This is a genomic window from Bacteroides sp. M10 (assembly GCF_014334015.1).
In the GTDB taxonomy this organism is placed as follows: Bacteria; Bacteroidota; Bacteroidia; order Bacteroidales; family Bacteroidaceae; genus Bacteroides; species Bacteroides intestinigallinarum.
In genome coordinates this window covers 2,488,782-2,514,606 of record NZ_CP060488.1, presented here as the reverse complement: position 1 = coordinate 2,514,606, position 25,825 = coordinate 2,488,782, and the positions used below count along the sequence as shown (strand labels likewise).

13 protein-coding genes are annotated in these 25,825 nt (G+C 42.9%); 5 read left to right on the top strand and 8 right to left on the bottom strand.

Going from position 1 to position 25,825, the window contains the following annotated elements; translation table 11 throughout:
- Window positions 1–103: 103 nt before the first annotated feature.
- From H8796_RS08880 to H8796_RS08860, 5 genes are all read left to right on the top strand, one after another.
- Window positions 104–3,151 (top strand): TonB-dependent receptor, encoded by a 3,048-nt coding sequence (locus H8796_RS08880; RefSeq protein ID WP_004299756.1) that lies wholly within the window; start codon window positions 104–106, stop codon window positions 3,149–3,151.
- A 29-nt stretch (window positions 3,152–3,180) separates the two neighbouring features.
- On the top strand, window positions 3,181–4,791 hold the full coding sequence (gene susD, locus H8796_RS08875; protein WP_008024454.1) for a starch-binding outer membrane lipoprotein SusD: 1,611 nt from the start codon (window positions 3,181–3,183) through the stop codon (window positions 4,789–4,791).
- 35 nt (window positions 4,792–4,826) lie between these two features.
- Window positions 4,827–5,999, top strand: coding sequence for a SusF/SusE family outer membrane protein (locus H8796_RS08870; protein ID WP_117935514.1), 1,173 nt, complete (start codon window positions 4,827–4,829; stop codon window positions 5,997–5,999).
- A gap of 25 nt (window positions 6,000–6,024) precedes the next feature.
- The gene (locus H8796_RS08865) at window positions 6,025–7,506 is read left to right on the top strand and encodes a DUF5115 domain-containing protein (protein WP_004305043.1); all 1,482 of its coding nucleotides are present in this window, start codon (window positions 6,025–6,027) and stop codon (window positions 7,504–7,506) included.
- A gap of 163 nt (window positions 7,507–7,669) precedes the next feature.
- Window positions 7,670–9,946 (top strand): alpha-amylase family glycosyl hydrolase, encoded by a 2,277-nt coding sequence (locus tag H8796_RS08860; RefSeq protein ID WP_004305044.1) that lies wholly within the window; start codon window positions 7,670–7,672, stop codon window positions 9,944–9,946.
- Window positions 9,947–10,111: 165 nt separating this feature from the next.
- On the opposite strand, the gene H8796_RS08855 is transcribed toward H8796_RS08860, so the two are convergent.
- The 8 genes from H8796_RS08855 to H8796_RS08820 all read right to left on the bottom strand — a co-directional run bounded on the left by H8796_RS08855 (window position 10,112) and on the right by H8796_RS08820 (window position 25,643).
- Window positions 10,112–10,876, bottom strand: coding sequence for a UDP-2,3-diacylglucosamine diphosphatase (locus H8796_RS08855; protein ID WP_117935512.1), 765 nt, complete (start codon window positions 10,874–10,876; stop codon window positions 10,112–10,114).
- A 72-nt stretch (window positions 10,877–10,948) separates the two neighbouring features.
- A complete protein-coding gene (locus H8796_RS08850; RefSeq protein WP_004299750.1) occupies window positions 10,949–11,260 on the bottom strand; it encodes an iron-sulfur cluster assembly protein in 312 nt (103 codons plus the stop codon).
- Window positions 11,261–11,421: 161 nt separating this feature from the next.
- Window positions 11,422–14,061: a glycoside hydrolase family 2 protein gene (locus H8796_RS08845; protein WP_117935510.1), complete on the bottom strand. Its 2,640-nt coding sequence runs from the start codon at window positions 14,059–14,061 to the stop codon at window positions 11,422–11,424.
- Window positions 14,062–14,226: 165 nt separating this feature from the next.
- A complete protein-coding gene (locus H8796_RS08840; RefSeq protein WP_117935508.1) occupies window positions 14,227–16,266 on the bottom strand; it encodes a GLUG motif-containing protein in 2,040 nt (679 codons plus the stop codon).
- A 27-nt stretch (window positions 16,267–16,293) separates the two neighbouring features.
- Window positions 16,294–18,489 (bottom strand): peptidase M26, encoded by a 2,196-nt coding sequence (locus H8796_RS08835; protein ID WP_233530352.1) that lies wholly within the window; start codon window positions 18,487–18,489, stop codon window positions 16,294–16,296.
- Between the two features lie 47 nt (window positions 18,490–18,536).
- Window positions 18,537–20,489 (bottom strand): DUF5006 domain-containing protein, encoded by a 1,953-nt coding sequence (locus H8796_RS08830; protein ID WP_117935504.1) that lies wholly within the window; start codon window positions 20,487–20,489, stop codon window positions 18,537–18,539.
- 29 nt (window positions 20,490–20,518) lie between these two features.
- Window positions 20,519–22,306 (bottom strand): RagB/SusD family nutrient uptake outer membrane protein, encoded by a 1,788-nt coding sequence (locus H8796_RS08825; RefSeq protein ID WP_117935502.1) that lies wholly within the window; start codon window positions 22,304–22,306, stop codon window positions 20,519–20,521.
- Window positions 22,307–22,316: 10 nt separating this feature from the next.
- The gene (locus tag H8796_RS08820; protein ID WP_117935500.1) at window positions 22,317–25,643 is read right to left on the bottom strand and encodes a TonB-dependent receptor; all 3,327 of its coding nucleotides are present in this window, start codon (window positions 25,641–25,643) and stop codon (window positions 22,317–22,319) included.
- Window positions 25,644–25,825: the final 182 nt, after the last annotated feature.

The following is a 25,825-nucleotide window of genomic DNA, read 5'->3' as shown; positions in this document are numbered from 1 at the left end:
AAAGGATAGTCTTAAAAAAAGTGTTTTCAATAGGTATTTTTAAAGAAACTTTTAAGAGAGAGAAATAATATTACTATATTGTTAACTTTAATTTTTTAAATGCATGAAGCAAGTTAAATTTAGAATCGTTCAAACGATTCTCCCCTTGTTAATAGGGATGTTTTTATCATTGGGCGCTTATGCACAGCAAATCACAGTCAAAGGACATGTGAAAGATGCTATGGGCGAACCCGTGATTGGCGCCAATGTCATTGCCAAGGGTACCACAACGGGTACCATCACTGACTTTGACGGTAACTTCACATTGAATGTTCCTCAAAATTCTATTCTGTCCATTACATTCGTCGGTTACAAAGCAGCAGAAATTAAAGCAGCTCCTTCGGTAATGGTCACACTGGAAGATGACTCTCAAGTATTGGACGCCGTAGTCGTTGTAGGTTACGGAACAGTAAAGAAAAACGACTTGACGGGATCAGTTACTGCCATCAAGCCGGATAAAATCAGCAAAGGAGTAACCACCAGCGCACAGGATATGATAACAGGTAAAATAGCCGGTGTGAATGTAATTTCCAGCGGTACTCCGGGTGGAGGAGCTACGATTCGTATTCGCGGTGGTTCATCATTGAACGCCAAAAACGATCCGTTGATCGTTATCGACGGACTGGCAATGGATAATAGCGGTGTGCAAGGTTTGACTAATCCTTTGGCAATGGTAAACCCGAATGACATCGAAACTTTCACTGTTTTGAAAGATGCTTCGGCCACCGCCATCTATGGTTCACGTGCTTCTAATGGTGTGATTATCATCACTACAAAGAAAGGGAAAGCAGGCAGCAAACCACAGGTGAACTATGAAGGTAACGTTTCCGCCGGTATACTGCAAAAGACAATAGACGTAATGGATGCCAATGAATTCAAAGGATACGTATCCAAACTTTATGGTGAAGGAAATGCTCCAAGCCCCTTCGGTGAAGCAAACACTGACTGGCAGAAAGAAATTTTCCAGACAGCCGTTAGTACAGACCATAACGTGACTGTAAGCGGTGGTTTGAAAAATATGCCTTATCGTGTTTCTTTCGGTTACACCAATCAGAATGGGATCCTGATGACATCTAATTTCGAGCGTTATACCGCCTCCGTCAATCTGACACCCTCTTTCTTTAAAGATCACCTGAAGTTCAATATCAATGCTAAAATGATGTGGGCCAACCAACGTTATGCTGACGACGGGGCTATCGGCGCAGCTTTGACCATGGACCCGACCCAACCTGTATATGACTCTTCGGACATGTACAAAAACTTCGGTGGATTCTACCAACCGACCAGTGACGGTAGTTCATATAACGATCCGGAATGGCCGCTTACACTGGAAAGTAATTCAACCGCCAACCCTGTTTCCCTACTGAAACTAAAGAAACATACTTCCAGAAACACCAGTTTTATCAGCAATGTAGAAGTAGACTATAAATTCCACTTCCTCCCTGACCTGCATATCCATGCTAACGTAGGCGGTGACTACTCGGAAGGTAAGGAAAAGAATGTAAATTCACCTTATGCCCCGGGCTCTTATTACTATGGTTGGAACGGGACTGACTACGGCTACAAATATAACCTGTCGGTGAATGCCTATGCACAATATTCCAAAGAAATCGGGGATCATTATGTCGACGTAATACTGGGTGGTGAAGAGCAACATTTCCACTATACCGGATATAAAGTCGGACAAGGAACAAATCCGTTAACAGGCGAAGCCTACAATCCGAATCTGCGCTCACAAACAGCCTGGGGACATCACAGTACATTAGTTTCTTATTTTGCCCGCGTAAATTATACATTACTTAGCCGTTATTTGCTGACAGCCACTTTCCGCCAGGACGGTTCTTCCCGTTTCTCTAAAGACAACCGTTGGAGTAGCTTCCCTTCTGTTGCTTTGGGATGGAAACTGAAAGAAGAAAATTTCCTGAAAAACGTAGAAGTATTGTCAGATCTGAAACTCCGCCTCGGATGGGGTATCACGGGTCAGCAGAACTTAGGCGACGATTATGATTTCCCTTATATGGCACTGTACCGCGTCAACGCAGCCGGAGGTTATTATCCTTTCGGGGATACCTATTATGGCACTATGCGTCCTAAAGCTTATAACGAAGACCTGAAATGGGAAGAGACAACGACTTATAACGCAGGTTTCGACTTTGCTTTCCTGAACGGACGTATCTCCGGCTCGATGGATTACTATTACCGGAAAACCGACGATTTAATCAATACCGTAAAGATTGCGGCGGGGACTAACTTTAATACCCAACTGATCAGCAACATCGGTTCATTAAAAAATACGGGGCTTGAATTCACCATCAATGCCAAACCTATTGTAACCAAAGATTTTGTCTGGGACTTGGGATATAACATCACTTGGAACAAAAATGAAATCACTAAACTGACCGGAGGAGATGATTCTAATTACTATGTAGAAACCGGAGGTGTATCTACTGGTATTAGCGGTGCAACCTGCCAGGTACAGAAAGTAGGTTATCCGATGAACTCATTCTTCGTTTACCAACAAGTGTATGATAAGGATGGAAAACCGATTGAAAACATGTTCGTAGACCGTAACGGAGATGGTGTCATCAACGCTTCGGACAAATATATCTATAAAAAACCTGCCGCTGACGTATTGATGGGACTGACTTCCAAATTCACTTATAAAAATTGGGATTTAAGCTTTGCCCTCCGTGCCAGCCTGAATAACTATGTGTACAATGACGTACTGGCCAGTAAATCCAGTGTCGGCAAGGGAGGAATCTTTAATCATGGATACTATTCCAACCGCCCGACAGCTGCCGTGAATCTGGGATTTGAAGGAAAGGGAGACTATTATCTGTCCGATCGTTTCGTTGAGAATGCTTCATTCTTGCGTTGTGATAACATAACAGTAGGTTATAGCTTCAAAAATTTACTGAAGTCCCAGGCTTATAAAGGTATCAACGGCCGTATTTACGGTACTGTACAGAATCCCTTCGTTATCACCAAGTATACAGGACTCGATCCTGAATCGGTTATCAGTTCAGGAAATGATGCCGGAGTAGCAGGTATTGACAGGAACATTTATCCTCATCCGATCACTATCCTGTTCGGGCTAAGTCTTCAGTTCTAAGATTGTAATTTATTAAAAAGTAGACTATTATGAAGTTCAAATATATAAAATCAATAGTTTCAGCAGCGTTGTTCCTTAGCCTGACCACCGGAATGACCTCCTGTATCAATGACCTGGATATATCTCCAATCGATCCTCAGATGACTGCCACCTTCGACCAAGATATGTACTTTACCAAACTATACGCTTCACTGGGACTTACCGGACAAAAATTGAGCGAAGATCCGGATATCGCAGTAAAGGACGAAGGTCAATCCTGTTTCTATCGCGCTCTTTTCACTAACAATGAATATGGCACTGATGAGATGATATGGACCTGGCAAGAAAATGCCGGTATCCCCGAACTAACTTATATGCGTTGGAACTCCTCTCATCAGCAGACAGAAATATTATATAATCGTTTAGCATATAATATCACACTCTGCAATTTCTTCCTGGATCAGATCGCCGGAAAAGAGGATGCTACCTCCGTTCAGCAACGTGCCGAAGCCCGTTTTCTCCGTTCCTTATTTTACTATTATCTGATGGACACCTTCGGAAAAGCTCCTTTCACCGAACACTTCTCCAAAGAGAATCCTCCTCAAAAGACGGCCTCCGAACTGTTCGCTTATATTGAAAGCGAACTGGAAAGCATCGAAAATGATATGAGCGAACCGCGTCAAGCTCCTTTCGGACGTGCCGACAAAGCTGCTTGCTGGTTGCTGCGTGCCCGTTTGTATCTCAATGCCGAAGTATACACCGGACAACCGCGTTGGAATGATGCTATCACCTATGCCGGCAAAGTGCTCGATCCCTCCAATGGATACGGATTGTGTGGAAATTACGAACAACTTTTTATGGCAGACAATGATGAAAATCCCGATGCTAAAAAAGAAATCATCCTTTCTATCCGTCAGGATGGTGTACAAGCAAAGAGTTACGGAGGAAGTTACTTCCTGATTGCTGCAACGCAAAAGAGCGACATGCCGAATCGCGGAACAAATGACCCTTGGGAATGTATCCGTACACGCAAAGCACTGGTTGACAAGTTCTTCGCAAACAGTGAGGATATTCCTTTCACCGAATATACCGATAATAAATGGCAGAATGTGAGAGATGTGCAGGCTGCTGCAAAAGATGAACGCGCCTTGTTCTATACAACCGGTCGCAAAGCCGAACTGGAAAGTGTAGGTAAATTCACCGACGGACTTTCATTTATGAAATGGAGTAATCTGCGCTCGGACGGACAACCCGCTCACGATGCTAAAATTCCTGATACGGACATTCCGTTCTTCCGTTTGGCGGAAGCTTATCTGATTCGCGCGGAAGCCTATTTGAGAGCAGGCGGCGCAAATGCACAACAAAATGCTTGGTTGGATATCAAAGCCCTCAGAGACCGTGCCAAAGCAACAGAAATACCCTCTGCCAATAACCTGACATTAGATTATATTCTGGATGAACGTGCCCGCGAATTGTATCTGGAAGGATTCAGACGCACAGATTTGATCCGTTATGGCTATTTCACCTCAAGCACCTACCTCTGGGATTGGAAAGGCGGTTCCTTTGAAGGAAACGGTGTGAGTTCGATCTATAATCTCTATCCGATACCGAAAACAGAAACGCTGACGAATACAAATATGACTCAGAATCCGGGATATTGATAGAACCTTTATTCACGTTTTAAAGACTGAAAACAATGAAAAACCTATATAAACTATTTACATTGACAATGGGGCTACTAGCTCTGTCCGCCTGTGAAGCAGACCGTGACAGCAACCCTGTGTTGAACGAACCGGATACGTTCGTACTGAATGTGCCAGCTTTTGCTTCCAACAACGTGTACGACCTTAAAAACTCCGAATCATTGGAATTAACCTGTACACAACCGGATTACGGGATTCCGATGGCAACCACTTATTCAGTACAAATTTCACTGGAAGAAAATTTCGTTGACGCTCATGCAGAGACAAATACGGAAGCTAATTATACAACTTTGGGTACTACCCATTCTTCTGCCAAAATGGAAGTGAAAGCTTTAGAATTTGCATTGGCACTGGGAGACTTGTGGAGTGCATCCTCCGATGAAGAATTTCCGACCACTCCCATACCCGTTTATGTACGCCTGAAAGCGGAACTGACCGATAGTGGTCGTGGCATCGCTTTTTCGAATGTAATTGAACTTCCCAAAGTATTGGGATATAAAGCTGTACCGCCTCTCGAATTACCTTCCAGTATATTTATCAATGGCTCGATGGCAGGTAGTAATTGGAGCAACTGGGTGCCTTTGGCAGCAGTAAACGGAATGTCCAAGTTCTTCGGTTTATTCTATCTCGGAGGCACTGATATGTTCAAGTTCGGTACTAAAGAAGGAGAATACATCGGATTCAACGATCCACGTCTGACAATAGCCTCGGATGCATTCACCGGATCGGATGATGGATTTGGCGGACAAAATATCAGCGTTAATGTCACAGGCTGGTATACAGTGATCATGTCTGTAAGCATCAAAGGGACTGATTATGCCTTTACGCTGGATATTGCTCCGGGCGAAGTTTGTCTGATAGGCAATGCTATAGGAGATTGGACATTCGGCGATAAAGGCAAATTCCAAGCACCAACAACGGCAGATGCAGACTTTGTTTCACCGGTATGCACCGGAGGCGGAGAATTGCGTATGTCCGTCAAAGTTCCGGGAGAAGACTGGTGGCGTACGGAGTTCGCTATACCTAATGGAAAAATCGTGTTCCGTGAAAACAAAAGTGTGATTGACAGTTGGTCGGAAATAGGTCCTGAATATGCGATAAACGTTAAGGCAGGGCAGAAAATAAATCTGAACTTTGTTCAGAAAACAGGTTCCGTTACTCAATAATCGTTAACTTTAATAACTGAATATCATGAAAAGATTATCATATATGGCGTGTCTGTTGCTTGCTTCGGCAGCTTTCACCGCTTGCGATGAAGATTTTAAGGACTGGGCTGATCCCCAGTCCAATCCCCAGGAAGAAGCTATAACTGCAATGGTAGATATAACTCCGGTTGCCAGTATGAAACTTGAAGAACAGCCGGGCGATTCTGTGGTAATCGCCTCTGTTTCTTCGATTGCAGAAAACTTCTCACTCACAGCTTGTAATATAGAATTAGTTGCCGAAGGGCAGATATTAAATCTACCGTCAAAAGTAAAAGATGGGAATATAAAAGTCAGGTTGACAGAACTTGACCAAAAAGTGGCAAGTTTGTATAAGTCACAAAAATCTTTAGAGCGCGAAGTCACTTTAAAGCTGACACCGGTAGTCATGACAACCAACGGTGAAGCAACTTCACTGACTGAATACCCGGAAATGCAATCTGCCATCACTCCGGTCGCAACTCCGGCTGTGGATACGGAATACTATATAGTAGGTGATCTAAACAGCTGGCAGATGGACAAATCGACAGCCACAAAGCTCGAAGTAGACAAAGACAATCAGTATCTCTTTTCAGTAGTCGTCGAGTCGGAAGAGAAGTTTGATTTCAAGATTGTCCCGGGAAGTGCGATAGAAGCTCCGGATGCCTGGCAAAGAGCCTTGGGTGCTTCCAAAGTAATAGAAGATCCGGATCCGGGATTATTGGCTTTCAGGGATAAAGAAGGAGCCGACCCGGATAATCTCACCTGCGCCGGCGGAAAGAAAATGAAAATTACGATTAATGTAGAAGATTATACATACACAATCAAGGAGGATCTACCCGAGCACATGTACATCAATGGATCTCCGTACAGTCTTGGGTGGGATTGGGCAGTAGCTCCTGAAATGGTTCCTGTCACACAGACTCCCGGAATGTTCTGGAGTATACAATATTATACGGCGGGAGACCAAATCAAGTTTGCTCCGGTTAGAAAATGGGAAGGAGACTTTGGTTATGACGAAGAAATCTTATCTCCGGAAGCAATTGATTTCGCCGAATTAACATCCTCAGGAGGCAATATTGGCATTGGTAAATCCGGATGGTATCTGGTAATTGTCGCAGTGACTACAGAAGGAAAAACAATTTCATTCCGTTTGCCGGAAGTTTACCTGTTGGGAGGTGTGATTAACAATTCGTGGAATTGCGATGAAACGACCTTGTTCAGGATTCCGACCGATAAAACAAGCGACTTCATATCACCGGCAGCAACCGTTACAGGCATGGCACGTATTTCTACTACGGCTGTAGATGCCGGAGGCTGGTGGAAGAGCGAATTTACACTTGATCTGGCTAATGAAGGCGATGGTACTATCGTTTACCGTGAGAATAAGAACGTATCGGATAATCTAAGCGAACTTGGCTACGAATGTAATGTAAAAGCCGGTCAGAAAGTCCATATTAACTTTACGACAGGCAAAGGTAAAGTCGAATAACTATCAGACACTCTTAAACAGCACAACGAGTAGAATCAATTACGATCATATCTCAAGTCTCCCTCTTCGGGAAAGAGGAGATTTGAGATATGATCGAAATCTGACACACTCAAAGCTAAATATAGTACCACTACATTGGAAGAAGAATTCTAAAATAAGGCTTATGAAAGACTTTAAATATATTTGGCTCCTTTTATTGCTGATACTCAACAGCTTTGGAGCTTGTTCAGATGATGATCCGTTGATGCCGGGCGAGCGTCCTTCGTCCGGAACTGATCCTGCCCCGGAAGAACAAGTTCTCCACGACGGATTTAATTTTGATCCGGCTATTCCTAAAGCGGATGAACCACTGACTATCACCTTCAAAGCACCCGAAGGAAGTAACTTCTATGGTTACGCTGACGACTTGTACTTACACTCCGGAACAGGAGCAAACTGGACAGGTGCACCTACATGGGGAGATAATCAGAATAAATACAGACTGAAAAAGACAAAGGACAATGTGTGGAGTATCACCCTTTCCTCATCTATCCGCCATTTCTATTCTGTTGCTCCATCTACTCCCTTACAGACCATTAACCTGATTGTACGTGATGCGGAAGGTAGCCAACAAACCTACGATTACGCAACTTTAGTAGAAGATAGTCAAAACGGATTTATCTGGGAAGAACCGCAAAAAGCCCCTCTCCCCATATCCGGAGAAGAAAAAGAGGGTATTCATATCCATTCGGCCACTTCGATAACGCTTGTATTATATGATAAGGACAGTCAGGGCGGTCATAAAGATTGTGTATTTGTAACAGGTAATTTCAACAACTGGAAACTGGATAGTCGCTACATGATGAAATATGACGAAACAAACCATTGCTGGTGGATCACTCTGGAGGAATTGACTGCCGGTGAAACACAGTTCCAGTACTTTGTGTACAGTGCTTCGGATGGCGGTACTTACTTGTGCGATCCTTATTGTGAGCAAGCATTGGAAAAGGGAGTGGATACCAACTTTCCCACTGGCGCACAAGCACCTTACGTATCAGTCGTAAGCACAAACCCACAACCCTATCAATGGAGTGCCGGAGAATTTGAGATGAAGAATAAAGAAAATCCGGTTATCTATGAGCTCTTGTTGCGGGATTTTACTTCCAGTGGAAATCTGGCAGGAGCAATGGAAAAGCTGCCTTACTTAAAAGAACTGGGAATAGATGCTATCGAACTGATGCCTGTACAAGAATTTGCAGGTAATGACAGTTGGGGATACAACACCGGACTATACTTTGCACTGGATGCCTCGTATGGAACTCAAAATGAATATAAAGCTTTTATTGACGCCTGCCATCAGAATGGAATCGCCGTTATTTTCGATGTAGTCTACAACCATACGAACAATGATAATCCGTTTGCCCGTATGTACTGGGATACGTTTAATAACCGCCCTTCCACTAAGAATCCATGGCTGAACGCTGTAACACCGCATCAGAAGTATGTTTTTTCACCGGATGATTTCAATCACACTTCAGAACAAACAAAAGCTTTTGTCAAACGCAACCTGAAATATCTGTTAGATACTTACCACATCGACGGTTTCCGTTTCGATTTCACCAAAGGTTTCACACAGAAACAGACAACAGGTGATGATGATTTGGCGGCAACCGACCCTGCTCGTGTATCAGTACTGAAAGAATACTACGAAGCCGTAAAAGCTGTCAAAGAAGATGCAATGGTTACCATGGAACATTTCTGTGCAAATGAAGAAACAACTTTAGCCACAGAAGGAATTCATTTTTGGAGGAATATGAACCATTCTTATTGTCAGTCGGCTATGGGCTGGAAAGATAATAGTGATTTCTCCGGATTATATGACACCACCCGTCCGAATCAATTTGTGGGCTATATGGAAAGTCATGACGAAGAGCGGTGTGCCTATAAACAGATTGAATACGGAAATGGAGCCTTAAAAACCAACCTGTCCGAACGGCTCAAACAGTTATCATCCAACGCCGCATTCTTCTTTACGGTTCCAGGTCCGAAAATGCTTTGGCAATTCGGCGAAATGGGGTATGATATTTCAATAGACGAAAATGGACGTACCGGAAAGAAACCAGTCCTTTGGGAATATCAGACAGAGCGTAAAAGCTTGGTAGATATTTATACAAAACTAATCACTCTACGGACAACACACTCCGATTTATTCAACGCTTCTTCTCAATTTACCTGGAAAGTCAGTTATAATGATTGGGATAATGGACGTACACTGACATTGAAAGCTGTGAATGGGAAACAACTTCATGTGTATGCGAATTTCACCAATGCATCTATCGATTATACTATTCCTGAAGGTACATGGTATCTATATCTGGAAAATGGGAATCCCGTGGAGGGAGAAAAAAAGATCAGTGTTCCTGCACACGAGTTCCGCTTATACACCAACTTTGCCGAATAACGAGCGGGTGTTTTGAGCAGAAAGGAAGATTTAACTAATAAGCATTGAAGATTCTCTAACGACAAAGGCACAAAGATGGCAGGTTATTTTTCTGCTACTTCTTTGTGCCCTTGTTTTATATTTTGTTCCGTATTATGCCTGACCTTTTATTTTGTTGAAACATAATTAGACCTGTGTCTCTCCCTCGATATACTCTTCCAAAAAGAGATTCTCTCCGTCAAACACGGCATAAGAGAAGAAGTTAATCCAGTCTCCCAAAATCAACACACGGGAGGTGGCGCTCAACATCAAATCCAGTTCAATGTGACGATGTCCGTAAATAAAGAAGTTGATATTGGGATGGCTTTTCAAGTAGTCTTTGGTATATAGTACCAAGTGTTCCTTGTTTTCTCCCATATAATCCGGTTCCTTTCCGTCCGCCCGTTTTTGTCGGCTGTGCTTAGCCCATGTTAAACCCAATTCAACACTCCAGCGGGGATGAATAGCAGAAAACATCGTTTGCAAAGTTTTGCTGTGGAACATCGAACGAAGTAGCTTGAACTTCTTATCCGGATCACCCAAGCCGTCACCATGAGCAAGATAAAACTCCTTTCCGTAGATTTCAGTAGTCAATGGTTCGCGATGCATGATGACACCACACTCTTTGGTGAGATAGTCTCCACACCAGATGTCATGATTACCTATAAAAAAATGCACCTCTACACCCATATCTGTTAGTTCGGAGAGCGTCCCCAAGAAACGGGTGTACCCCTTAGGAACTACCAGCCGGAATTCATACCAGAAGTCGAACATATCTCCCAGTAGATAAATGGCGGAAGCCTTATGCTTTATACTATCGAGGAAGTTCACCAAACGCCGTTCTTGAGTACGCCCGTGCTCAATAGCACGAGAACCAAGATGTGCATCGGAAAGAAAATAAATGTTCTTCATTTAATTACCAGTTACGAGATCTAATAACGAATTACAACTTATAAAATCAGAGCACTGCCTGACATAGAACGATTAAAGAAAACCTAATTCCAATTTGGCTTCTTCACTCATCATGTCTTTATCCCATTCAGGTTCGAAGACCAGATTGATGGTGGCGGAATTCACTCCTTCTACTGACTCCACTTTTTGGCGAATATCCTCCATAATAAAATCAGCAGCCGGACAATTGGGAGCTGTCAGCGTCATATCGAGTGCCGCTTCTCCACTATCGGAGACGTCAATCTTATAAATCAGTCCAAGATCGTATACATTGACCGGAATCTCCGGATCGTACACTGTCTTTAGCATAGCTACAATCTTCTCTTCTATTTCAATTTTTTCCATACGTCCTTATTTATTATGTATCGCAAAGATAGAGATAAAAAATGAAACATAAAAAATTAGGCACGGAATGCGTATCCCGTGCCTAAAGAATATATCATTTACTCTCTATCTCCGGTTACTAAAAAACACACCGGAACGGTAAATTGTTGTAATGAGTAGTCTTAATCTACTTTCTCACCGAAATCTGTCTGTTGTTGCTCCACTTCTTTCAGTTTTAATTCATTCAGTTCACGACGGCGGCGTTCCAACTCCAGTTCAGCATCACTCTTCTTGTCCATGGAGAACGATTCGGATGGCTTAGGCAACGCTTCTTCTTTCTTATCAAATATCAATGGATACATTGGAGCGGAAGATGTTAGTTCCAGTTCACCGCTTACGGGCATCTGTGATCCCTCAAACAAAACACTGGCTCTTACCTTAATCTTTCCGGGAGTCGTGGTCGACTGGATCAATACGGGAGCACTGCCCCATTTCACCGGAGCAGGATTTGCCAAGACATTAGCTCCGCCCAAAATACGTCCCTCTCCTTCTACAAAGAACTTGATATAATAATTATTCAAACGCTTTACATTTCCATTCTTATCCGTGATTTCTGCCACAACAGTAACAAAATCAGATCCATCAGCACGCAGTCCGATTCCTTCGTTGTCTACTCTCAAACGTATCTGTTCTGCACGGCGGGCGGGCATTACTTTATGTGTAGCTACCACCTTACCATCCATCAGTCCCTCTGCCAGGAAATAGACGTCCGCATCATGCTTTTCACGAGTCATCTTCTTATCAACCATAAAGTCAAATACCCCGGGGAAAGTTATTACCGGAGAAGGCATTCCTTTTCGTGTCTTGTCTTTTTTATAGGTATAAGTTTGCCCATCTTTATTCACAGTCAAACGAACTTCATCACAGTTGGAATACACCGTTACATCTCTGCTTGAGAACGGTGTCATCTCGTGAGCGATATAAACCATCGGTCCGCTTTCTGCCAAACTCTCGGAAACGACAGCCGGACGTTGCGCCTTAAACATATAATAAGAATACTTAGGCTGACGGAATACATCCATCAATCCACCATAGAACGGGTCCGGGTGGTATCCCCGCTGATGATCGAACGAATGCCACAAGCATCCGCCCACATGCCAGGGAGACTCTTTATACAAACCATCATAGCAAATGTAATTATAATAAGGAGAAGCGTAATGAGCAGCCTGTATAAGCATGGGCTGTTCTCCCCAGTTACGGGCTGTGCGACTTGGAGAATTGTGCGAACTCCAATCATCGACATTATCTCCCCACTCGCGTGTAAAGTAAGTTATTTTAGGATCACGTTTTGAAAGATCCATCGGATGGGCAAACTGCACCGGAAAATATTGCGAGCCCTTGGCTTGCACATCACAACCGGAATAGCAGGATGGATAAGGATATTCCTCATCAACAATCCCTTTCACACGCCCGGCAAAATCTTCCGGATACCATGTCTCATTCAAGATCGGTTCCCACAGCCATACACAAGGATGGTTACGGTCACGGCGAACCATATTACGTATATCATTATAAACCCGTTTGGCAAAAATGGGTTCGTCATTCCAGAATTGCCATCCCGGAGTATTCACGATAACAAACAGGCCAAGTTCATCACAGGCATCCATAAAAGCCGGATCTTGCGGACAATGTGCATTACGGATTACTTCCAGCCCCAAATCTTTCAGTTTCTTGGCATCACGCCAGTGAATACTATTGGCAACCGCATTTCCTACAACTGCAAAATCCTGATGCCGATTAGCTCCCATCAAAGGTTTACCATAAGGTTTTCCATTCAGCCAGAAGCCATCTTTTCCCTTAAATTCGATACTACGGATACCGACGCGACGACGATAACCGTCTACTACATTTCCATTCTTATCATAAATACGCACACACAGATTATATAGATAAGGTGATTCAGGAGTCCATAAATGCGGCTGCTCCACTTTCATCTTTCCATTATGACTTGTCGCAGTCCCTTTACGGATATTCAGTTTCACATCTGATGATGCCACTTCTTTTCCTTCACGGTCTACTAAAGAATAGGAAATTTTTCCTGCAAAGCCCTGTTTGTCTTCATTACGTATATGCGCTTTCAAGAGAATATCTGCCGATTGCTCCGATACACGATCTGTGGCAATAAACAGTCCGCCTCCTGCTATTTCGTTCTCGTAATTCGGATCCGTGATAAACACATAATTATGTGCAATCAGCCAGCAATCCCGATAAAAGCCTCCCAAGTAGGCATAATCTAACACATCTTGTGGTTTTCCAGGCGCATAGGTCGGATCGTCGCTATTATCAGCCCACACCGCAATCACATTGTCCTCTCCCCACTTTAATGCTTCAGTCATATCTACCGATACGGGAAGATAGCCTCCAAAGTGCTCTGCCAATAATTTACCGTTTACATAAATCTTACTTTTACCCATAATAGCTTCAAAGTGCAGAAACAGTTTCTTTCCTTTCAATGCTTCGGATGGAGTAAAGTGTTTACGATACCATACTTCCCCCTGATAATTGATGCAACCACTAGCCTCAGTAGGAAGATACTCGATACCATTAGGTAAAGACACCACCTGCCAGGCTTTGTCGTTAAATTCTTTTGCTTCGGCACCCACCGCACTTCCTTTATAAAAGCGCCAGGCAGGATTCATCGAGTACACATCACGCCCGGTATCCGGTAACCGGAAGAAACCGGCTGTTGAAAATTCCGGCTCATGGGCATAACCCATAAAAAACAAAGATAAAAGCAGTAAGCTAACAAAGATTCGTCTCATATAAAGTTTTATTTTATAATGAATGTCATGTTGTCTGTCGCAATCAACCCAAAGATGTCTTCGACATACAAAGATAGTATATTCCAGATACGAATCCCCCTATTTGTCCTCTTCATATACAAAACAAGGATAAATAAGGGGATTCAAACTAATACCTGTCAGTTATTATTCATCCGGTTGAATGAGTAAAGGTACTCTGGCACTATCGGTTCCTGTATTTTCAACATACTTGTAACCAGAGCCAGCTACCGCTTGATTCATGGATGCTATTTTATCAATAAGGGCAGCAGCATCGCTTACCTTAGTTGAAGCTGGTAAGTTTCCACCCGGATTCGAAACTCCGTCGGACATAAAATAACATTCGTTTGCTGTCACTGATCCCGTTGATATTCCACAAATGGTAACAGAAGCAGTGCCAGAAAGCACAGAAGTTGAATAACATCCTGTCAAAGTTCCACCATTTTTCACCAAACCACCAATGTTTCCGGACGCTTTGGCCACTATTTCACCAGCAGCAAACGAAGCGGTTACAGGTCCTTCGTTTCCTCCCACCAGACCACCGGCATTCACAGCTGTAAATGCAGTGATAGTCATCAAAGAATAACAGCCAGTTATGGTTCCCTGAACATTCCAACCCACAAGTCCTCCGATGGCACCTTCACCATTACCTCTATATACAAAGGATACCTCCTTGTCAATCGAAGAACCTTGTATTTGTGCCTTAGACCACCATCCGTTCACACCTGCCAATCCACCGGCATTTACTTTACCACCGGCAACAGTCAGTACCACATTACCTTTTACCTTACAATCCTTTATCATTGACGCACCAGTCTGATTATGTCCGGTAATAGCCCCTAACTTAGCATCTGCTCCATTGACAGTCAACGCTCCTCCATCAATGACGCAATTCTGAATCGTTCCGGTATTTATTGCTGCAAATGCTCCAGCTGCGCCTGGCACTTGTTTCACCGTTACATCTTTAAGGGTTAATTTTTTAATGATACCATTATTAGTTATAAACAAACCGGCATCGTTTCCTGTTGCTTCAATTGTAAGACCGGAGATAGTCTTGCCATTGCCGTCCAATGTACCTTTAAACTCCGTAACCGGTACCCATGCCTCTTTAGCCGACATATCAAGATCAGTATCTAATGTAATTACCGTAGCAGCATTCGTCATAACAGTCGGTTCACTTGCCAAATTTATCAACCCGTCTTCTTTCTTGACTAAATACTTACCCGCTTCAGTCTCCTCATATCCCAAGTCTGCCACCAGCATAAATGATATACCATATCGCTTTCCAGCCACATATTTATATTCATCTCCTGCTACCACCGATTCGGCATTATAAAGTTCACTGATCTTTCCTTTTTTCTCTATTGTTTCCGTAGAGGAAGAATCTCCCACTTTTTCTATCGTAGCAGTAAAAGTTAATTCTGTATCCTTTGTCATGTCTGCCATCGGGAAGAAACTCAAATAACCGTATGCAACTTCATTCTTTGCCATTTCCAAACTTGTCATAGACAAAGTCAGACTATTACTTTTATCACCATACGTTTTCTCTTCTCCCGAAACTGTCAACGTTTTTGGGAAAATAGCAGCATCAGCCGAAACAACCACCTTTGTCACTTTATAGGCATCCGGTCTTCGATTGGTGAATTTAAACTGATAAAGAGCTGTCAAATGTTCAAACTTAAGATTGGTAACGGTAGTCCCATTCACCGTGCCTTTAGCAAGCATGTGCATCGTATTCTGCAGCTCTGCTTTTTGGGCACTTTGCGTAGCATCTCCCAACGTAAAAGTGAAAACATTCCCTGAAGTCGGAGTATCTTTTTTCGGATAGATTCCCCAAACAGTAGCTCCCTCTTCAAAGTTACCATTCCCTGTGAATTCCACATTTCCCGACGGTTCACTCTCATCATAATTTATGGTTGTGAAATCATAGCCATTTGTTCCATTCCAAAGTGTAACCTTATCATCGGCATTCCACATAAAGGAACTACCGTCATCTTGTACGTTGGCACGTGTAGATGATTCTTTGTCCGTATTTTCATACCCCCGGATAGAAGCAACAGCCACATAAGTCTGTGATTCTCCCCGTTGCAATTCATCCCCACCTTCAATGAAAACATCTTCTTTACAAGAGCTTAGGGTGGCTGCACTTAGCAGCCCGATCCCTAATAAAGAATAGATTTTATTCATGATTTATTTTTTTCCGTTATCAGTTATTTAAATATCACCACCATCTACAAAATCTGATCCACCGAAGCCAGGTTCTTTCACAGCCCCCTGTAGAATCAACGGACAGTATAAATTGGTTCCTGCATCCTCATTCACTTTAAAGCTAAAACCAAATTCTGGATCCTTGGCTTCTATTGCCAGATTCATCTGACGCTTCTTATCCTTAAGCTGAGTGGCTGTTACCTTACTAATTCCATTTGCCGATCCGCTTCCTACAGGATTAGTCACCGTCTCACCTACGAAATAACACTGGTTGATTCCTGTTGAATTCGAAGCGACGAAAGCTCCCAATTTATTACTTCCGGCATTATTAGTCACATTTATCTGCGTGGTCGAGTAGCAAGCCGTCACAGTAGCATCAGCATTATTAATGGTATTCTGTGCAATGAAACCGCCAGTATTATTATGGATAGTTCCACTAATTGAACCCGCTACATAACAGGCCAGAACCGTACCGTTACTATTAGCTCCTATAAGTCCTCCTACTTGTCCGGAACAAGAAACCTCAAGTTTGGCTAATGAGTAACAACCTTTGACTTTACCGGAGTTGTTCCAGCCGACAAGTCCTCCGACACAGGATGCGCCACTAGAGTTACTAGGATGCTTGATTGTTACATCCGCACCGACATACGAATTTATAATAAGAGCCGTTCCATTAAAATGCTCACCAACCAAGCCACCATAATTGGAATTACCAGCACCACCCAAATTAAGGTTAATAGTTCCACTGATAACTTGACAACCTTCTATTCTTCCTTCGGAGTTTCGACCGATCAAACCACCAAAAACTACCGGTTTTGTAACGGTTGCAGTCACTCCCTTGACAGTACAATTCTGAATAACACTCGTTGAACTTTCGGCAGCCAATGCTCCTGCTCCCTCTGTGATATTACCAGAGAAACTTACATTTTCCAGTGTCAAATCCCGGATAGTTCCCGTATTGGTAGCTATAAACCCTTTATTAGCTATCTGCAAATTGCGGATGGTAACACCATTACCTTCAAATACACCTCCAAATGCGCCAACAGGTTCCCAAAGTTCATTACCCATATCGATCACTTTTATTCCATCCCCGGCCGGTTCATCGATATATTCTTTTTCTAAAATAACGGTTGCCTTACGGTATTCATCCGCAATTTTATTCCATCCGAATAATCCGGTCTTATTATAGATATGAATATTTCCATCATCATCGATCATATACCCCTCATCAGGAATTCTGAAACGATAATCTACCTCAAAATCCATTTTATAATGCTTGCCGGCTGCAAACTGATTGGCAGTAGCATCCATATCAAGTCCGATGTTATCCTCCAAATCTTTGACTTTTACTTTTTTCAGCAGGATAATATCCTGTTCCACTTCATTATTCAAGACGCTTACTGTAATGTTCAGTTCGGTCGTACTTTTCATCAACCGGGTATCACCATAGGTTGTAGGTAATATGTTCAAATACCCGTTTAATGTTTCATTCTGCGCCAATGCTTGTCCACTCATGTCAAGTGTCAGTTTGTTACGCATACCTGAAAGACTCTGTACTACTCCGTTTTCATCAATCTTCAACTCTGCGGGAAATACATCATCATCACTCTCCAGCGTAATATAGCGTATCTTCAGTTCCCGGTCCGACGTATTTTTCAAACCAACCTGTATCAATGCAGTCAATGGTGAAAACGTTAATGCAGGAATCTTATTATCAGTCACATCCCCGATGGCAACCATATAGGTAGTGGCTGCTAGTTCCGCTACATTTCCCGTCTGGGTAGATGTCTCCGGCATAGAAAAGGTAGCCAGGTCATTAAACGTTTTTGCTTCTTTCCGTGGAAATACCGCAATCAGCTTATGCCCGTTTTCTACAGCAGCTTTTCCTGTGAATTCAGCAGATTTGTCAGGCTGGTTGTCATTATACCCCGGGGTGATAGAGAAATCATAGCCGGCTCCGAAGTTGCGATTCCATAATGTAACAGCATCTCCTTTATTCCATGTATACACTCCATTCTGCAAATTGCTGCGACCCAAAGGGGCGGACTGTTTAATAGAAGCTATAAATGAATAATCAGTCAGATTCTTGTCGGTTTCGTTCCCTCCACCGCTATTCTCATTCACTATCTTGTCCTCTTCGCAAGAGGTTAGTGCCATTGCGCCCAGCAGCGCAACGCTCAATAAGTGATAAACCTTTTTCATAACTATATAAAAGTTTGTTCGATTAAATATCTTTATTTCAACAACCATTAATACATTGGTTTGTTACGCGTTGGAGTACCACTTCCAAAATAGTCGTAGGTTGGCTTCTTATAGAAACGTATCCAGTCGATTTCCATACGTGGCGTATCATTGCTAGACTTACTTTCCTGATAAGAAATATGCTTAAAGTCGTTTGCCCAACTGCCATCTTTACCAGCCTGCTCTGCCGCAGCCTCACCAAGTGACCATTCATTACATCCGGCAAACGTCAACAGTAAGTGTAAACCTTCCGTATTATACTTGTCCGTAAACGGCCAATGCGTAGACGAGTTCCATGAAGCCGTTCCATTAGCAACTCCGGTATAGCTGCCATCAGTCCTCATGCTTACATTCTCCTTACCATTAATACCTAAAGCAATTTCGTTATTATCTCTCCATTCCATCCAATAAATATCAAATTCATCCATATCCGATATTATCATCTGTCCTGAAGACGGTTTATACTTATCACCGGGTGAAGTAGATATATCATTCCAGTGGAAAGTCTGCCAAGCACCATTCGGATTCGCATTGGTAGCCGGATTTTCCAGCAAGTCAACCTCACCATAGGTAGACCATTGCACACCTCTGATATTTCCCTGGAACCAGACTGCCGAGTTGAAAGAGTGTTTCTTTCCACGTACACGGATTCTAACTTCCACACGAGTGCCCGGCAAAATACGTACATTACTGGATTCCCAGGAATCGGCACCCGTAGGCACACCATCAAACTTACTTGCATAGAGAGAGGAAACTCCGAAATCTCTTGTTCCTGTGATTTCTCCCGTCACGCTGATTCCCGGATCATACGCACACCACATCTTCAAATATCCATCCTGAGTCATCGTTGCATATTTTTCGTTTACAACAGCTTGTACTTTCTGTGTGTTAGCCACATTCTGTGCCGCCATAAAACGTGGAGGACGATTACCGTATTGATTGGGGAGGCCGGTACCTTCTGTTAAAGCATCAATCGGGTGGAACTCATAAGAATTCAGGAATGTCCATCCTTCGGCAGCCAACGCTTCATTCGGATGCGGATCGCCTTCCTTTATCAATAGTGCTGACGCAGCTCTTACCTCATCCCATTTTTCTACCGCCTTTTTATTGTTGGCTGATACAAATATCTGATCCGGATCTGTATACACCCATTGCTCATTGGTTAACTCGGTGCCCGGAGTCAAACCTGCATCCGTATCAGTAACCTTAATTTCCAACTTATCTCCATATACCGGATGAATTTCAGAATCGGTAGCAAAAGACATAGACACAGAAGTGAAAGTATTCGGTCCTTTCTCTCCTTTCACCCATATAAGTTCAGATTCAGCTGTTTTATACCCGGCTTTCACCACCAATTCGCTCGGCAGATTCTCATATTTATCCGCATCTTCACCCGCATCAATATGAACGACTACATCTTCCTTAGCCGACGCTCCTACCGTAGCGACCAGAATAAATGAGCCATACTCTTTCACCGTATTGTCCGAATTGTTCTTCAATGACAAGATGGTGTAGTGTTTATCAGATACCACAATCGGACGTTCAGCCGCATTGATCTTATATCCTCTGACATAAGCGGTGATAGTGCCTGATATGGGATATTTAGCCAGATCGTTCTTTACCTTAAATTCGGTAAATCCCTGTTTCTCACCTTTCTTCATAAAAAGATGACCGGCAAAGCCTTCAAAGACATCAGATGTAGGGACATCCTTTCCTTCTACATTCTTACCTGCAAAAGTCAGAACAACGTCTATATCTTCTTCGAGTGCCAACTGATTGTCTTGCTGATCTACCTTCACTGTAAAGGTCACATTATCTCCGATAGCAGCACTTTGAGTACTGATTTCGGCCACCAGATTCCGGGCTTCTCCGATAGAGATAACCGTCTCGGTGTCATTACAGCCTGTCATTGCAAGGATAAACAGGCAAATTGGTAATAATCTATAGAAATATTTCTTCATAATCTATCCTATTATATCATTATTAATGATTACCATTTCGGGTTTTGTTTCAACTTTTTGTTCAATTCCAATTCTGAAGGAGGGATCGGTAACAGATAATCCCTATCTGCATGGAATTGATATCCGCTTGGCAGTGTTCCGGCCATCGGGTCCGCCCACTTGTTATCATCAAGCGTCAGACGCTCTCTGATTCTTTTCTGATTATCCGGACTGTAAGATTTGAATAAAATAGATTCATCACCCACATAAGCACCTTTACCACGCTTTCCAACAATCAGTTTATCAGCTTTCCAACGCATGAGATCATCCAGCCGGAAACCTTGCAAAGCAAGTTCAGAACGGCGTTCACGACGGATTTCCTGTAAAACAGGAGTCAATGCATAACCGAAATCGGTGAAATTAGCATCCTTTGCCGGTGCCAGATATTTCACTCCTGCACGTTCACGAAGCGCTTTCAAAGTCTTATTTGCTATATCATCGCTCCACATTTCCAGTTCAGCGGCAGCTTCTGCATAAGCCAAAAGACCTTCAGCATAACGAATAATAGGTAAAGCAGTCTCACCATTGCCACTTACAAAGGTGGTATCTATTCCCAAACGGATATGATAACCCGTCAAAGAACGTGTGTTTCCATCTCCCGCCAATTTAGGAGGGCTAATAGTATTCTTCTCTTCATCCGTATATTCTTCCAGATGCATTGGGGTGGCAGTAGTGGCAGAAGCAAATTTAGCACCTTCATTCATCACCGTTTGAATCAATCTAGGGTCACGGCCTTCAAATGTTTCCTTGAAATCCTTAAATTTCTCATTTGTCGGATCAATAAATGTTCCATCGGCATTCAGATAATTATCCACCAGGCTTTGAGTAATTCCGGCAGCTCCTTCCGAGTCGACAACACCTGCCTTCAGATTACCGTTGACATCATGAAAGACGCCTTCATCACTCGAATATTTCCTCCACAATAGCACTTCGCCCATTCCTGACAAATCTTTGCTATTGAACAATGCCGCAAAAGCATCTCCCGGATTTTGCCCGGTTTTATACAGATCAATGCCACAACCGAACAGTTCATTTCCCCAGTTAATAACTTCACCCAAGAAATAATTTGATTCGTTAGTGGAAGATGCAAAATCATCGCTGCTGTGATACTTTTCCCAGGTTCCTTCATACAACGCCACATTCATTGCCAAAACCATGGCAGCTTCTTTATTGATACGAATTCCGGAATATTTACCGCGCGAATGCAACAGATTCTTCGCCTCAACCAAATCACTCAAAATAAATCGGGCTACCTCATTACGTGTCTTTGCGGGAATCTGTAATCCTGCGATTGTTGCATTCTCATCCCAAAAAGCATCCATTACCGGAATAGAACCGAATTTCTTCAATAAATCGAAATGCCAATAGGCACGTAAAAAGTAAGCCTCCCCTTTCAACGACAGTACATCTTCGTTTTCCTGTGCTTCGGGTACTTTATAATTATGAAAAAAATAGTTCACTTTACGCAGATTCTGATAACCAGTCTGCCAATCGGAAGCTCCGCTAAACTGGTTATTCTGTCCATGCAAACGGGCATCATACTTTTCTGCAATAATATTGTCACTATTCTTTTCTTCACTGCGAACTCCCAAACCGAACTTACTAAAAGACGGCAACGTCATATATAGTCCGTTAATATAGTTTTCAACCTGTATGGCACCTGTCAGAAAATTACCGGCTTCCGGCTTGGTTATTGGTTCCCTATCCAGAAAATCTGAACAGGATGAAAATGGTAATATTGAAGCGGCTACAAAAGCCATTATATATATTCTTTTCATATCTTATGGTTTAAAAGGTAAATTCAATACCAAATACGTAGTTTTTATTCAACGGATATACCTTTCCGTTACCATTTTGTTTCATTGGGGAAGTCAATCCCGGAGCAGTTTCGTTACTACCCCCAGCCCATGTATTTACCTGATTCAAGGTTTCAGGGTCGAATACGTCCGGCAAATTGTCAATCGTGAAGAGATTATCACAAGTGAAATACACTTTCAAGTTCTCCAATCCCATCTTCTTAACCAGTTTAGGCTGGAAGTTATAAGAAACCATCAAGTTTTTGAGTCGCATATAAGCTGCGTTCAATAAATAACGTGAAGTGTTGTAACCTACGTTCGCATTATATTCAGGACTGTCGGGTTTTGTCAGACGCGGCAGGTAAGCTCCCGGGTTGTACACATTATAATAATCCAAATGTTCTTTAAAGAAGTTGGAATCACCGCTAAACAGATAAGTACTTGCAGCCATCGGGAAATCACGTTTCATGACTCCCTGGAACAATGCGGAAACTTCAAAACCTTTATAACCGGCATGTAAGTTCAGACCGAAGGAGTAACGAGGAGTCGTATTACCGATAATTTTCAAATCACCGTGATCTTTCAATGTACCCGAACCCGGATCAATTTTACCATCACCGTTCGAATCGATATATTTCAAATCACCACGCTGCCAATCCTTATTCGGTTTGAAGAAGGACATGTCTACTCCTTTCAGATATTCATCTACTTCCTGGTTGGTGAGAAACAGATCATTTGCTTCATATCCCCAGATTTCACCTAAATCCATTCCCTGGTAATAACCTTTGTTACGAACCAGACCGGTGTGGTTGTTATAAATCAATCCTTCCGGATTATTGTATTTGGTTACCACTGCTTTGTAATCGAAGATATTGAAACCGATTCCATAACTGAAACCATTCTTCAGCTGGTCAGACCAGTTAACCGACAATTCCCATCCACGGTTACGTAACGTTGCATTATTTACTTTAGCACGTTGGTCAACAGCAATACCGCCAATATCAGGAATTGCTTCAGCCGGGCCAATCATGTCTTTGGTTGTACGTTGGTAAATATCCGCTGTAATCGTCAAACGATTGTTAAGTAGAGTCAGGTCGAAACCTAAGTTGGCATTATCCACTTTTTCCCATGTAATGTACGGGCTTACCATAGAAGGCGTTAAAGCGACTGTACCACGTACCGGAGTAGCCGAAGTGACACCGGAAAGCAACCATGCATTTGAATAGTCCGGTCTCAATGTCATGAAGTTCAGATAATCATATAGTCCGGCTCCATTCTGATTGCCTAAACGTCCGTAAGACAAACGCACTTTCAACTGTGAAACAGGCAAGCTCCATTGCTTGAAGTAGTCAGTACGGGCAATGTCATAACCGGCAGAGAAAGAAGGGAAAAATCCCCAACGATTGCCGGAAGCGAAACGTGACGAACCATCATAACGTCCGCTAAATTCCAGAAAATAGACATTCTGGTAGTTCCAGTTCAAACGGGTATAGAATCCCATGGTTGCCCAATGGTCACGCGCTTCACTATTATAGGCTTTTCCGTTTGCATTGTCAAAAGAGAATGTATCATCGCTCATCACTCCGTCTTTATACGCATACATGCTTGAGTTTTGCTGTACTTCCATCTGGAAACCGGCCATTGCCTTAAAGAAATGGTCACCCCATTGATTCGTATATGAAGACGACACACTGGGAGACAAATAATAGTTGAATTGATTTCCACGAGTCATTGATCCCCACAAAGAATTCGAATATTCGATACCGGGATAAGAATATCCCTGCCGGGGAGCAGTTACATTCTCTATGGTTCCGTCGGGCCGTGTGGTACGGGGCTGCTTCTGCAAGAATTCATCATTCTGCACATCAAAACGAACTTTCATCTCTCCGATAATGTCCCAGCCTTTCAGAGGCGTAACAGTAGCCGCAAAAGTCATGGCATCAGAAATGCGGTTCTGCGAATAGCCCACATTGTCCAGATACAAAGCTTCATTCCATGAAGGAAGATTATAAAGCCCGGAAATAGGAACTTCAGTCACCATATTAGGCTGCGAACGAGCTATCTGATGATAAAGAATAGACATATCGGGGAGCGGGCGGGAAATCAGATTCAACGTGATATTGTTATTGAAGTTAAACTTCAACCAGTCATTCGGCTTGATCTGAAATTTGGTATTCACGTTGTATTTATCCAGAGAGTCTTCTACACGATCCAGCAAACCACCCTGGTAAGTATAACCCAGACCGACATAATAAGTCACTTTGTCCGATCCACCGGAGATACTTAGATTGTGTGAATGACGCAAAGATTTGTTTTTATAGAAATAATCAAACCAGTCGGTATTGGCATACTGCGATTCACCGCCACGCCAACCGGTATTCTCCTGATTGGCGGTAATACCGGGCAGACCTTCACCATAGGGGTTCTGCAAAAACTGATTCATCAAATCAATAGTCTCCTGTGAGAAGTATGGAGACTCACCAATTGCCGAACGGTACGCATTTTTATAATTGGCAAACTCTACAGAGTTCATCATCTCGGGCATGTTGATAGGTGCACTCATACCCACAGAACCGCGATAAGTCACCCGGGCTTTATCCTGTTTACCGCTCTTGGTCGTTACTAACACCACACCATACGCAGCACGAGCACCATACACGGCTGCTGCAGAAGCATCTTTCAATACACTGATACTTTCTATATCGGCAGGATTTACATTCTGCAAGCTCTGTTCCACACCATCCACCAATACATAAGGCTCTCCACCATTAATAGAACCGATACCGCGAATATTAAATTTGATTTCTCCGCCAACTTCACCACCGGTACCACTTTCTGAAGCATCCGAGGCAAAGTTCAAACCAGCCACATTACCTTGTAAGGCGCTAGTTACATCCGTCACAGGACGGGTAGCGATTGCATCCGCATTAACTGTAGCTACAGCCGCTGTAATAGTATTACGTTTCTGTGTTCCCATACCGACTACCACCACTTCATCCAAAGTTTTGGAGTCTTCCTTCATCACGAACCGATTTCCTGTTAGCTTAGTGATTTTCACTTCCAAAGGAGCATAGCCCACATAGCTGACAGTTATCGTTGTACCTACTTTACCGTTAATTTTAAAGTTTCCATCCAAATCGGTAATAGTACCATCAGTAGAACCTTTCACCATAACGGTTGCTCCGATTACGGACTCGCCACGTTCGTCTACCACCTTACCAGTGATAGTGCCCTGTTGGGCAAAGAGCTCCACAGGGAAGAACAGTAAAAGCATTGAAAAGAGACACACCAGTTGCATCCTAATCTGCATTTTCTTCATAACATTATATTAAAGTTAATACTAAAAGTTTTTTTGAGTTTCATTTGCCAATAGCCCACACTACCCGGCATTGAAATACGCCACAAAAGTAGATTGATTGGCAGAATGGCGAGTTCATAAAATCGCCAAAATGTTTCCAAAAACATCCATATTCCGTTTTTGAACGTCTTTATGGCGGTTTT